We start from the raw sequence: 11,949 nt of genomic DNA on the forward strand, positions 1-11,949 counted from the left end.
AGTTGACTTTTAATCAATTGGTCGCAGGTTCGAATCCTGCACGACCCACCAATTTAACATCAAACTCAGATGTTGAACGTGAAGGATAACGTTGCGTCAGCAACGGCCCGTAGGGCGAGGCGAAGCCGAGTCATCCTGCACGACCCACCAGTGTAAAAAGGCGCCCTAAAGGCGCCTTTTTGCTATCTGCGATATGGAAGATTCGAACCTGCCGCAGGTTCGGGTCTCACGCAGTGAGACAACGGAGCCGCTTGCGGCGACGGCCCGAAGGGCGAGCGAAGCGAGTCATCCTGCACGACCCACCAGTGTAAAAAAGCGCCCTAAAGGCGCTTTTTTGCTATCTGCGATATGGAAGATTCGCACCTGCCGCAGGTTCGGGTCGAACGCAGTGAGACAACGGAGCCGTTTACGGCAACGGCCCGTAGGGCGAGGCGAAGCCGAGTCATCCTGCACGACCCACCAATGTAAAAGAGGGCGCTGGCGGCGCCTTTTTGCTATCTGCAATATGGAAGATTCGAACCTGCCGCAGGTTCGGGTCTTGCCTGATGCGCTGCGCTTATCAGGCCTACAGACGGCACCGCTCACGTAGGCCAGATAAGACGTTACGTCGCCATCAGATACGGGGCTACGTAATTATTGTGACTTTCCTTGTTGAATCAGCTATCTTGTTTAGCATATAAAACAAATTAACCGATTGCGGCGTTTATTACGCTTTCATTTGGTTGTTTCGTTAAGCCAGTAAAACGAGAAGCATGATGAGCGTAATGTTTGACCCACAAGCCGCAATCTACCCGTTCCCGCCGAAACCAACGCCGTTGAACGACGATGAAAAGCAATTTTATCGTGAGAAAATCAAACGACTCCTCAGCGAACGGGATGCGGTGATGGTGGCGCACTACTACACCGATCCGGAAATTCAACAGTTGGCAGAAGAAACCGGCGGCTGTATTTCCGACTCGCTGGAAATGGCCCGTTTCGGCGCGAAGCACGCCGCATCCACGTTACTGGTAGCGGGCGTACGGTTTATGGGGGAAACCGCCAAAATCCTCAGCCCAGAAAAAACCATTCTTATGCCTACCCTGGCGGCGGAATGTTCGCTGGATTTAGGCTGCCCAATAGACGAATTTAGCGCTTTTTGTGATGCGCACCCTGACAGAACCGTAGTGGTCTATGCTAACACCTCGGCTGCTGTTAAAGCGCGTGCGGACTGGGTTGTGACCTCCAGTATCGCCGTAGAACTGATTGAGCATCTGGATAGTTTGGGGGAAAAAATTATCTGGGCGCCGGACAGACACCTGGGGAATTACGTGCAAAAACAGACCGGGGCCGATGTACTGTGTTGGCAAGGGGCGTGTATCGTGCATGACGAGTTTAAAACCCAGGCGTTGACCCGTTTAAAAAAAATCTATCCCGATGCCGCTCTTCTGGTTCACCCTGAATCGCCGCAGTCCATTGTCGAAATGGCCGATGCGGTGGGCTCCACCAGTCAGCTTATTAAGGCGGCAAAAACGCTGCCGCACAGACAGCTTATCGTGGCGACCGATCGCGGCATCTTCTACAAAATGCAGCAGGCGGTGCCTGAAAAAGAGCTGCTTGAAGCGCCCACGGCTGGCGAGGGGGCGACCTGCCGTAGCTGCGCGCACTGTCCGTGGATGGCGATGAATGGCCTGAAAGCCATTGCTGAAGGGCTGGAGCAGGGAGGCGCGGCGCATGAAATACAGGTTGATGCGGCGCTACGCGAGGGCGCATTACTTCCCCTCAACCGGATGCTGGATTTTGCGACTACACTTCGGGCGTAAAGGCGGAAATCTTTGGGGGAGAGAATGGATTTTTTTAGTACGCACAACATACTGATTCATATTCCGATTGGCGCTGGCGGGTACGATCTTTCGTGGATCGAAGCGGTAGGAACCATCGCCGGCCTGCTCTGTATTTGGCTCGCCAGTCTGGAGAAGATCAGCAACTACTTTTTTGGACTGGTTAACGTCACCCTGTTTGCGATTATTTTCTTTCAGATCCAGCTTTATGCCAGCCTGTTGCTGCAACTCTTTTTCTTTGCCGCCAATATTTATGGCTGGTATGCGTGGTCGCGGCAAACAAAGGATAATCAAGCCGAGCTTAAAATCCGCTGGCTGCCGTTGCCAAAAGCAATGGCATGGCTGGCGATATGTGTGATAGCTATCGGTTTGATGACGCGATATATCGATCCCGTATTCGCCGTCCTGACGCGCGTGGCCGTCGCCATTATGCAGATGCTGGGGTTACAGGTGACAATGCCTGTACTGCAACCGGACGCTTTCCCGTTCTGGGACTCTTGCATGATGGTTCTGTCTATCGCGGCGATGATTCTGATGACACGCAAATATGTCGAAAACTGGCTCCTGTGGGTGGTAATCAACGTGATCAGTGTGGTGATTTTTGCTTTGCAGGGCGTCTATGCGATGTCGCTGGAATATCTGATCCTGACATTTATCGCCGTGAACGGTAGCCGCCTGTGGATAAACAGCGCGCGGGAGCGAGGATCGCGCGCGCTTTCCCGTTAATGGTGATGAACATGCCCGGATGGCGTCTGATTCAGATGACAGTCCGGGCCGTGACACACTTGATACTCCATCTGAATCGTAGCGTGCGCAATATGGTATTCGTGCATCAGAAAATCCTGGATACGTTCCAGCAGCGCATCATGGTCGTGTGGCGGAATGACCTGAGCGTGCAATGTCATGATCGGTTTTTCGCCGACCATCCAGACATGCACATGGTGTACGTTGCGGACTTCGGGGATTTCCCGGCTTAAATGGCGCTGTAAGGCATGAATATCCAGCGAAACCGGCGCACCTTCCAGCAATTCGTTGACGCTATCTTTTAACAAACGCCAGGCGCTGCGTAACACCAGTACCGAAACCAGAATAGAGAGAATCGGGTCCGCTGGCGTCCAGCCCGTCCAGATAATGATCAACGCGGCGACTATTGCGCCGACGGAACCCAGCAAATCGCCCATCACATGTAGCGCGGCAGCGCGCACGTTCAGGTTTTTTTCATCGCTTCCCCGATGGAGAATCCAGAACGCAAACAGGTTCGCCAGCAGACCCGCAACCGCAATCACCATCATCAGATTGCCCGCCACCGGACGTGGCGTGTAAAAGCGCTCTATCGCTTCCCAGACAATGAGAAGGGTAATGACCACCAACGCAATGGCATTCACAAAAGCCGCCAGTGTGGTGAGTCTTAGCCAGCCAAAAGTGTGGCGAACAGTCGGGGGACGACGGGAAAATTGAACCGCCAGCAGCGCAAAGAGAAGGGCCGCCGCGTCGGTGAGCATATGTCCCGCATCCGCCAACAACGCCAGAGAGCCGGAGAGTATCCCGCCCACCACCTCAAGGAGCATAAATCCGGCAGTGACGATAAAGGCGAAAAGCAGGCGATGAGCATTATTATCTTTCGGCAGGTGTGAATCGGCATGAGAGTGTGAGTGCGCCATAACGTCATTCCTTTGTTATTCTCATCAATACTGTAGACATCATACTGATTTTTCGCTGACAAAATAAAAAGGAGAGCGAAAGCTCTCCCGTTATCAGACTTTTTTCTGCATTTTCTGCATTACTGTGTGGTACCGTCGGTTTTGGTATTCACGTCATTATTGACGCCATTACCGGTTTCCACTTTTTTATTAATATCCGGGCAGCGACCGTCTTTACACATGGTATTTTTATGCTCTTCATCCTTGGTCATTCCGTCATGATTCATGGTTGAACCGTCTGGATGCTGCATCGTGCTGTTAGTATTGCCGTTGGTATTGATGTCATTGTTATTCACATCATTCGGCGCTACATTCTGGCGGGCGTCCGGGGCAACCTGACCGGCATTTGCCGCCGAGTTCGCTTGGCCATTACTGGATTGCGCGTTAGATTCAGCAGCTAACGCTGCGCCGCTGGCAAGGCCGAGGGTAGCGGTGAGTAAAAGCGTAGTCAGTTTTGTCATTTTCATAAGATGCTCCTGTTATGGTGGATATGTCGGATAACCTCTTCCAACAGTGCACGTGTCAGTCAAATCCTCAAATAAGGGATAAAAAACGTTCGCCGCCGCGGGTTAACGCAGCAGAGAATCTTGCAATAATTCATAAACAGAGTGGTTACAGTTAAAAAGTGTAGGTTAGATCCCATTTTTCGCTACATTTGTGCGTTTTTTTCCTGAATTCCAGGATTATTCCGTTCAAAGTGTAAAAGCCCGTTTACACTATTTAATTGAAGAGATAGATTGGAGGGATTGCATTCATTGGGATAAGTACGGCAACACTGGAATAAACATGAATTATCAGAACGACGATTTACGCATTAAAGAAATCAACGAGTTATTACCTCCGGTCGCGCTGCTGGAAAAGTTTCCCGCCACGGAAAATGCAGCAAATACCGTTGCTCACGCGCGCAAAGCCATCCATAAAATTCTCAAAGGCAATGACGATCGTCTGCTGGTGGTGATTGGTCCTTGTTCAATTCATGATCCGGTAGCGGCGAAAGAGTATGCCGCCCGTTTGCTGGCGTTACGCGATGAGCTTCAAGGCGAGCTTGAAATTGTCATGCGCGTCTATTTTGAGAAACCGCGTACCACCGTCGGCTGGAAAGGGCTGATTAACGATCCGCACATGGATAACAGCTTCCAGATTAACGACGGTCTGCGTATTGCGCGCAAACTGCTGCTGGATATTAACGACAGCGGCCTGCCTGCCGCCGGCGAATTCCTCGATATGATCACGCCGCAATATCTGGCCGATCTGATGAGCTGGGGCGCCATTGGCGCGCGGACTACTGAATCCCAGGTTCATCGCGAACTGGCGTCTGGCCTCTCTTGTCCGGTCGGTTTTAAAAATGGTACTGATGGCACGATTAAAGTCGCCATTGACGCCATCAACGCCGCCGGCGCGCCGCATTGCTTCCTCTCCGTCACTAAATGGGGTCATTCGGCGATTGTGAATACCAGCGGCAACGGCGACTGCCATATCATTCTGCGCGGCGGTAAAGCGCCAAACTATAGCGCGCAACATGTTGCTGAGGTGAAAGAAGGCCTCATCAAAGCGGGACTGACGCCGCAGGTCATGATCGATTTCAGCCATGCCAACTCCTGTAAGCAATTTCAAAAGCAGATGGAGGTTTGCGCCGATGTCTGCCAGCAGATAGCGGGCGGTGAAAAAGCGATTATTGGCGTGATGGTAGAGAGTCATCTGGTAGAAGGCAACCAGAGTCTGGAAAGCGGTCAGCCGCTGACCTACGGTAAAAGCATTACTGACGCCTGTATTGGCTGGGAAGATACCGATGCGCTGCTTCGTCAGTTGTCGGCAGCGGTAAAAGCCCGTCGCGGCTAAGTTTAGTTTCTATCCTGTGGTGAAGTGCAGGATAGAAAACATATCGGTCCGGTAACAGCCTACCGGACCGATATTGCCAATATTAATGTATTATTATTTGGCGTACTTGGGTACTTCCTGCTTCTGGAGAGTATTTCCTTCCGAATCAATTCCTACAATGACTCTATAGCGGTCAAAATATAACTTCTTAATGGATTCTGTTCCTAATTCTTCGTAGGCAACAATTTCTACTGATTTAACATGTTTTGTATTAATTGCAGACGCTCCTCCAATCCCGAGTAGCGAAACCCCACCGTATTTTTTACAAAGCTCAGCGACATAATCAGCACGATCGCCTTTGCCAAGAAACGCAGTTGCCCCTTGTTGAAACATCATTTCTACAAATGGGTCCATACGCGCGGCCGTTGTAGGACCGTTGGAGCCAATAGGTAAACCAGGTCTGGCAGGGCAGGGGCCAGCATAGTAAATCGTTTGGTTTTGAAAATCGACTGGTGATTTTTCTCCGTTACTAAGCGCTACTTCGATTTTTTTATGCGCGGCGTCACGGCAGGTGTAAGCAAATCCAGTGAGAAATAATATATCGCCGACCTTAAGAGTTTTCGCTTTCTCTTTAGTCAATGGTAATGTTAATTCCATCATAGCTTCTCCAGGTATTAAATGATTTCACTAGCGTGGCGGCTTGCATTACATTGGAAATTGATTGCGACTGGCAGTGCAGTGATATGGCAAGGATAGTAATCGACATGCACGCCTAACGCCGTAATACGCCCGCCCATACCTAAAGGGCCGATCCCTGTATTATTCACGGCCTCTAATAATTCAGCTTCGAGCTGGGCATAAAGTGGTTTAGCATTGAACTCACCAAGAGGGCGTAATAATGCTTTCTTCGCCATCCACGAACAGTGATCCATTGTACCGCCAACGCCGATACCAATAATATAAGGAGGGCATGGATTACCTCCTACACGACGGACAGTTTCCAGAACAAAATCTTTTATACCATCAATACCATCGCCGGGAAGCAATGTTTTAAAAGTTCCCATATTTTCGCTACCGCCGCCCTTTGGCATAACGGTAATTGTCACTCGGTCACCATCAACAATTTCAGTATGTAAAATTGCAGGAGTATTATCATTAGTATTAATACGTTCTAATGGATCTGCAACCATGGATTTTCTTAAGTATCCATTTTCATAGCCCTGGCGAACACCCTGGTTCACCTGATCTTTAAGCGGCTTACCTTCCCAGCATACATGTTGTCCAATTTCCATTATAACGATACAAGTGCCGGTATCATGGCAGCATGCAAGTTGTTCTTTTTTTGCATACTCTCCATTATCAATTAATATCTTAATGGTTTCCTTGCCGATCTTTGACTCTTCTTTATCATATGCTTTACGAAAAGAACACATGAGATTATCATCCAGTTCATAACAAGCTTTTTTTACAAGTTTTTCGATAACCGGAATGATAATTTCTGTATTTAATATACGACTCATACTCCCTCCAGTGCTATGTTGCATTGTTTTATCCATTGATCACATTTTCATGATATTCGTATTCATTGTAGGAAGGAAATATGTTATTTTTATTAAATGATAAATTTTATTTATAGTAGTGGAAAATAGATGGAAATTAGACAATTAGAATATTTTGTAAGCGCTTCTTTGTTAGGTAACTTAACCAGAGTTGCTGAGCGGCATTTTGTTTCTCAACCTAATATCACCATTGCTATTAAGAAGTTAGAGAATGAATTAGGGGTGACATTATTTGATAGAAAGAAAAATAAACTTGTCCTTACTGAGGAGGGCATGTTTTTCTTACAAAAAATTGAACCTATCCTTATTGCGTTAAAAAATAGCGTAGCGGAAATGAAAGATTATCGTAATGAAAATGGTGGCATAGTAACTTTGGGGATCCCACCGATGATAAGTTTGTTTCTTTTTTCACCGCTCTTCAAGCATTTCCGAGAGATTTATCCAGAGATGGAACTCTCTCTTGTTGAAGAGGGGACTTTTGGTTTACATGATAAACTTTCTGCTGGAGAGCTGGATCTTGCTATTGTTATTATTAATGACTGTCCAAAAGAATTAGTTACGGTACCATTAATGACTCAGCAGCACGTGGTATGTATGTCAGATAAACATCCTCTTGCAAAAAAGGATAGTATCGATTGGGAAGATCTACAATATGAGCCATTGATACTAATGAAAAAAGATTCCTGGCATAGAAAAACGATTATTGAAGAATGTACAAAGCGAGGAATTCATACACATATTTTTCTATCATCAAACAGGATTCAAACCAACATAGATCTGGTTGCTAAAAATGAAGGAATTTCTTTCATTTTGGACGCTGTCGATCTTAAAGCCGAAAAAGTAATAACCAAGGCCATGACTGAGCCGACTTATGTTACGATTGGTTTGGCCTGGAAGAAAGATAAATATTTATCATATGCAACCAGAGCGTTAATTAAATTCATTGAGGATTATATTAAAGAACATTTTACAATTAAATAATTATATTTGTTCTTCAACAAAAATTTCCCATAGCTCTTCGGCATCTGGAGGCATTCTCTTGGCTGGTCTATAAAGTCTTATTTCTATGGGTACCCATAAATTGCTTTCTTTTTCCGCTGCAGTAACAATAGTTTTAGCCTCTATATCTTGCCTGGCAAGGCTTTGAGGTATCCAGGCAACACCATCGCCAGATCTGACCATTGCCAATAGTGTTGCTGCCAGATCGGCCACAAAGGCAACATTTATATTATGGGTAATTCTGTTAATAGACGCTGTATTTGCTATTATTCTTCCCAGACCTGATTGTGATGAAAAAGAAAGGTAAGGGAATTGAGTCTTATTATTTATATTCCACAACGGTTTTAACGTTTCTGAGTCTGGTTTACTGAATGGAATTAATGTATCAAACCCAAGACGAATGTTCATAAAGTTATTTTTATTTAAATTTAGATGCATATGTGGGTGATGGTGACACAGCAAAAATTGTGAATCTCCCTGCCGCATCATTTTTTCGCACGCATTCAATGAGTCAGATAAAAGACGAAATGAACCAAATTTTGCAATTTTATCACTTTGTTTTAACAAATGTGGTACAAAAGAGAAAGACAAAGCATGCGTTGCTGAAAAAACAAGGCTAGGTTGTTTATTACCTGCGGCCTCAAGGGTATCACTTTTCAATGTGTACAAGGAGTGGATCAGTTCGGGAATCTGGTCTGTAAATACTTCTCTGGCCTTGGTAAGGGTGACTCCCCGTTTACTTCTTTCAAAAAGGGGCGTACCCACCCATTCTTCGAGAGATTGTATCCGACGACTAAATGTGGGTTGAGTCACATATCTTGAGGCAGACGCTTTTGAGAAATTCAACGTTTCTTTTAGAGCCAGACAGTCTTCGAGCCATGTTAGTTCGAGGTGATGCCGATATTGCATAAGCTGCAACCTTATTAGCATTGGATGAGTTTCATTTATATAAGTAGCATTATACACAGACAGATTTTAAGAGGAAATTATTTGATTAAACAGAAACAAAAGCAGTAAGAATATGTTATGCCTTTGTCGGGTAAGTGTTGTTATTTATGTGAGTGTATTCTTTCTCAATAGAAATTAATTAGATGTAATTTTAGTATAACATGTGATTTATGCTTGTTGCAGTTGTATTCATGACTGTAATGAGTTGTTTTTGTACCCTAATAATATTAAGCCTATTAAACTTCTTATGCCTCTGGTTTTTGGGGCAACAATCGGTGCTGACATTTCTATTATCGGTTCGCCAGGAAATCTGATTGCTAAAAATACTATTGAAACTTTTAGTAAGGGAAGTCTGTCGGTGCCATTTTTCGAATACGCTAAAATTGGTATTCCTTTGCTGATTGCATGCTCTATATTTCTCTATTTCTTCGGTTCAAAACTCATCGCAGATCGTGATGGAAATACACAATCTGATTCTCAAATGGATTATAGCCAAATTCCGGCCTGGCATAGAAATTTAACTTTAGCCGTTTTTATTCTGTCTATCGCTGGAATGGTGGCAACTGATTATATTAAGTTTCTGCCTCCAATGCATATTATTGCGTGTTGTGCGGCTATTGTTCTTGTATTTGCTGGCGTTTTAACACAAAAGGAAACTTTTAATTCTTTTGAAACGCTAACTGTTTTCATGCTTGCGTTTATGATGCCTTTAGGAGCCGCGCTTAATTCTACTGGTGCTGGAGAAATGATTGCTAATGCCGTTATTTCAGTAACCGGAGATTCTGGCGTTATGATTATTATGGCGTCATTGTGGATACTTACATGGGCTTTGACTCAAGTAATGAGTAACACTGCAGCATGTACGTTGTTATGCCCGGTAGGATGGACTATCGCACAATCTATTGGCGCAGACCCTCGTGCAGTTGTTATTGCTGTTTTTATTGCGAGTAGTGTTGCTGTTTGTACCCCAATGGCTATTCCAGCAAACTCAATGATTATTGGCCCGGGGAATGTTAAATTTAAAGATTTCTTAAAACCCGGATTGGCGATTAGTTTGGTTTGTTTTATCGTTAGTATGATTTTACTACCGGTATTTTATCCCTTCTATTAATGCCTGATATTACTTTTCTATTTTAGATTATTAAATTTGAGACTTTATTATGAATAGTTCGGTGCTATTAGGTGAAGGCTTCACTCTGATGTTCCTCGGCATGGGGTTCGTGCTGGCGTTTCTGTTCCTGCTGATTTTCGCCATCCGCGGCATGTCCGCCGCCGTCAACCGTTTCTTCCCTGAACCGGTCCCAGTACCGAAGGCGGCACCTGCCGCCGCCGCGCCCGCTGACGACTTTGCCCGCCTCAAGCCGGTGATTGCCGCCGCTATCCACCACCATCGCCGCCTTAACCCTTAATTTACGGAGGAATCCATGACCATTGCCATTACCGACGTCGTCCTGCGTGACGCCCACCAGTCCCTGTTCGCCACCCGCCTGCGCCTTGACGATATGCTGCCGATTGCCGCTCAGCTCGACGACGTGGGCTACGGTTCCCTCGAATGCTGGGGCGGCGCCACCTTTGACGCCTGTATCCGCTTTCTCGGCGAAGACCCGTGGCTGCGCCTGCGCGAGCTCAAAAAAGCCATGCCCAAAACCCCGCTGCAGATGCTGCTGCGCGGCCAGAACCTGCTCGGTTATCGCCATTACGCCGATGACGTGGTGGAACGCTTCGTCGAACGCGCGGTGAAAAACGGCATGGACGTGTTCCGTGTCTTCGATGCCATGAACGACCCGCGCAATATGAAAGCCGCCCTGCAGGCGGTGCGCAGCCACGGCGCCCACGCCCAGGGCACGCTCTCGTATACCACCAGCCCGGCACACACGCTGCAGACCTGGCTGGACTTAACCGAACAACTGCTGGAAACCGGTGTTGACTCGATTGCCATCAAGGATATGTCCGGCATTCTCACGCCGATGGCGGCGTATGAGCTGGTCAGCGAAATCAAAAAACGTTTTGAGGTGCGCCTGCACCTGCACTGTCATGCCACCACCGGCATGGCGGAGATGGCGCTGCTGAAGGCTATCGAGGCGGGCGTCGACGGCGTGGATACCGCTATCTCCTCCATGAGCGCCACCTACGGCCACCCGGCCACCGAGGCGCTGGTGGCGACGTTGGCAGGTACTGAGCACGACACAGGGCTGGATATCCTGAAGCTGGAGAGCATCGCCGCGTACTTCCGCGAGGTGCGCAAGAAATACCACGCCTTTGAAGGCCAGCTGAAAGGCTACGACAGCCGCATTCTGGTGGCCCAGGTGCCGGGCGGGATGCTCACCAACCTGGAAGGCCAGCTGAAGCAGCAGAACGCCGCTCACCGTCTGGACGAAGTGCTGGCGGAAATCCCCCGCGTGCGCGAGGACCTCGGCTTTATTCCGCTGGTCACTCCGACTTCACAGATTGTCGGCACCCAGGCGGTGCTCAACGTCCTGACCGGCGAGCGCTACAAAACCATCGCCAAAGAAACCGCCGGCATTCTGAAAGGCGAATACGGCCACACCCCGGTGCCGGTGAACGCCGCGTTACAGGCCCGCGTGCTGGAAGGGGGCGCTCCGGTGACCTGCCGCCCGGCGGACCTGCTGAAACCGGAACTGGCTGAACTGGAAGCCGACGTGAAGCGCCAGGCGCAGGAGAAGGGAATTACCCTTGCGGAAAACGCCATCGACGACGTACTCACCGTGGCGCTGTTCCCGCAAATCGGCCTCAAGTTCCTTGAGAACCGCCACAACCCGGCGGCGTTTGAGCCGGTACCGCAGGCGGAAGCCGCGCAGCCGGTGGCAAAAGCAGAGAAGCCTGCCGCCTCCGGTATCTACACCGTGGAAGTGGAGGGCAAAGCCTTTGTGGTCAAAGTCAGCGACGGCGGCGATATCAGCCAGCTCACTGCTGCCACCCCGTCTTCCGCACCGGTTCAGGCTGCCGCCCCGGCAGGCGCCGGCACCCCGGTCACCGCGCCGCTGGCGGGCAACATCTGGAAGGTGATTGCCACCGAGGGCCAGACGGTGGCGGAAGGCGACGTGCTGCTGATTCTGGAAGCCATGAAGATGGAAACCGAAATCCGCG

The 11,949-nt window shown here is 48.4% G+C and carries 11 protein-coding genes, 3 other RNA genes and 1 pseudogene; 10 read left to right on the forward strand and 5 right to left on the reverse strand.

Annotation, left to right across the window (positions count from 1 at the left end; genetic code table 11):
• The 5 genes from ACLD4K_RS21250 to pnuC form a co-directional block, all read left to right on the forward strand.
• Positions 1–150: non-coding RNA, RtT sRNA (locus ACLD4K_RS21250), on the forward strand; the annotation flags it as partial.
• Between the two features lie 29 nt (positions 151–179).
• A non-coding RNA gene (locus ACLD4K_RS21255) (RtT sRNA) lies at positions 180–305 on the forward strand.
• Between the two features lie 29 nt (positions 306–334).
• A non-coding RNA gene (locus ACLD4K_RS21260) (RtT sRNA) lies at positions 335–462 on the forward strand.
• Positions 463–755: 293 nt separating this feature from the next.
• The gene (gene nadA, locus ACLD4K_RS21265; protein WP_000115351.1) at positions 756–1,799 is read left to right on the forward strand and encodes a quinolinate synthase NadA; all 1,044 of its coding nucleotides are present in this window, start codon (positions 756–758) and stop codon (positions 1,797–1,799) included.
• Between the two features lie 24 nt (positions 1,800–1,823).
• Positions 1,824–2,543, forward strand: coding sequence for a nicotinamide riboside transporter PnuC (gene pnuC / locus ACLD4K_RS21270; RefSeq protein WP_000345367.1), 720 nt, complete (start codon positions 1,824–1,826; stop codon positions 2,541–2,543).
• Here pnuC and zitB read toward each other — a convergent pair.
• The gene (gene zitB / locus ACLD4K_RS21275) at positions 2,540–3,478 is read right to left on the reverse strand and encodes a CDF family zinc transporter ZitB (protein WP_411012465.1); all 939 of its coding nucleotides are present in this window, start codon (positions 3,476–3,478) and stop codon (positions 2,540–2,542) included. The genes pnuC and zitB overlap by 4 nt on opposite strands.
• A 119-nt stretch (positions 3,479–3,597) precedes the next feature.
• Positions 3,598–3,984, reverse strand: coding sequence for a YbgS-like family protein (locus tag ACLD4K_RS21280; RefSeq protein WP_000784380.1), 387 nt, complete (start codon positions 3,982–3,984; stop codon positions 3,598–3,600).
• A 319-nt stretch (positions 3,985–4,303) separates the two neighbouring features.
• Between ACLD4K_RS21280 and aroG the strand changes: the two genes are divergently transcribed.
• Positions 4,304–5,356, forward strand: a complete 1,053-nt coding sequence (aroG, locus tag ACLD4K_RS21285; RefSeq protein ID WP_109147407.1) for a 3-deoxy-7-phosphoheptulonate synthase AroG — start codon at positions 4,304–4,306, stop codon at positions 5,354–5,356.
• A gap of 93 nt (positions 5,357–5,449) precedes the next feature.
• On the opposite strand, the gene ACLD4K_RS21290 is transcribed toward aroG, so the two are convergent.
• Positions 5,450–5,995 carry a FumA C-terminus/TtdB family hydratase beta subunit gene (locus ACLD4K_RS21290; protein WP_000970374.1) on the reverse strand — a complete coding sequence of 182 codons (546 nt, stop codon included), beginning with the start codon at positions 5,993–5,995 and terminating at the stop codon, positions 5,450–5,452.
• Between the two features lie 14 nt (positions 5,996–6,009).
• The gene (locus ACLD4K_RS21295) at positions 6,010–6,855 is read right to left on the reverse strand and encodes a fumarate hydratase (protein WP_000086831.1); all 846 of its coding nucleotides are present in this window, start codon (positions 6,853–6,855) and stop codon (positions 6,010–6,012) included.
• A 129-nt stretch (positions 6,856–6,984) separates the two neighbouring features.
• Between ACLD4K_RS21295 and ACLD4K_RS21300 the strand changes: the two genes are divergently transcribed.
• Positions 6,985–7,875 (forward strand): LysR family transcriptional regulator, encoded by an 891-nt coding sequence (locus ACLD4K_RS21300; protein WP_411012466.1) that lies wholly within the window; start codon positions 6,985–6,987, stop codon positions 7,873–7,875.
• Here ACLD4K_RS21300 and ACLD4K_RS21305 read toward each other — a convergent pair whose 3' ends face one another.
• Positions 7,876–8,859: a LysR family transcriptional regulator gene (locus ACLD4K_RS21305; RefSeq protein WP_411012467.1), complete on the reverse strand. Its 984-nt coding sequence runs from the start codon at positions 8,857–8,859 to the stop codon at positions 7,876–7,878.
• A 202-nt stretch (positions 8,860–9,061) separates the two neighbouring features.
• Here ACLD4K_RS21305 and ACLD4K_RS21310 point away from each other — a divergent pair.
• The 3 genes and pseudogenes from ACLD4K_RS21310 to oadA all read left to right on the forward strand — a co-directional run.
• A pseudogene (locus ACLD4K_RS21310) lies at positions 9,062–9,952 on the forward strand (SLC13 family permease); the annotation flags it as partial.
• Between the two features lie 49 nt (positions 9,953–10,001).
• Positions 10,002–10,250, forward strand: coding sequence for an oxaloacetate decarboxylase subunit gamma (locus tag ACLD4K_RS21315; protein ID WP_001089087.1), 249 nt, complete (start codon positions 10,002–10,004; stop codon positions 10,248–10,250).
• 15 nt (positions 10,251–10,265) lie between these two features.
• Positions 10,266–11,949, forward strand: a 1,684-nt coding sequence (gene oadA, locus ACLD4K_RS21320) for a sodium-extruding oxaloacetate decarboxylase subunit alpha (RefSeq protein ID WP_411012468.1), incomplete at its 3' end; no start/stop codon positions are given.

The sequence above is a fragment of the Salmonella sp. 741265055_HSA genome (assembly GCF_046569525.1).
Classification (GTDB): Bacteria; Pseudomonadota; Gammaproteobacteria; order Enterobacterales; family Enterobacteriaceae; genus Salmonella; species Salmonella enterica.

Excerpts from the sequence above, each read along its gene's own strand:
- pnuC (WP_000345367.1), top strand. The coding sequence starts at position 1,824 with ATGGATTTTTTTAGTACGCACAACATACTGATTCATATTCCGATTGGC.
- aroG (WP_109147407.1), top strand. The coding sequence starts at position 4,304 with ATGAATTATCAGAACGACGATTTACGCATTAAAGAAATCAACGAGTTA.
- nadA (WP_000115351.1), top strand. The coding sequence starts at position 756 with ATGAGCGTAATGTTTGACCCACAAGCCGCAATCTACCCGTTCCCGCCG.
- ACLD4K_RS21290 (WP_000970374.1), bottom strand. The coding sequence starts at position 5,995 with ATGATGGAATTAACATTACCATTGACTAAAGAGAAAGCGAAAACTCTT.
- ACLD4K_RS21300 (WP_411012466.1), top strand. The coding sequence starts at position 6,985 with ATGGAAATTAGACAATTAGAATATTTTGTAAGCGCTTCTTTGTTAGGT.
- ACLD4K_RS21295 (WP_000086831.1), bottom strand. The coding sequence starts at position 6,855 with ATGAGTCGTATATTAAATACAGAAATTATCATTCCGGTTATCGAAAAA.
- ACLD4K_RS21280 (WP_000784380.1), bottom strand. The coding sequence starts at position 3,984 with ATGAAAATGACAAAACTGACTACGCTTTTACTCACCGCTACCCTCGGC.
- zitB (WP_411012465.1), bottom strand. The coding sequence starts at position 3,478 with ATGGCGCACTCACACTCTCATGCCGATTCACACCTGCCGAAAGATAAT.
- ACLD4K_RS21315 (WP_001089087.1), top strand. The coding sequence starts at position 10,002 with ATGAATAGTTCGGTGCTATTAGGTGAAGGCTTCACTCTGATGTTCCTC.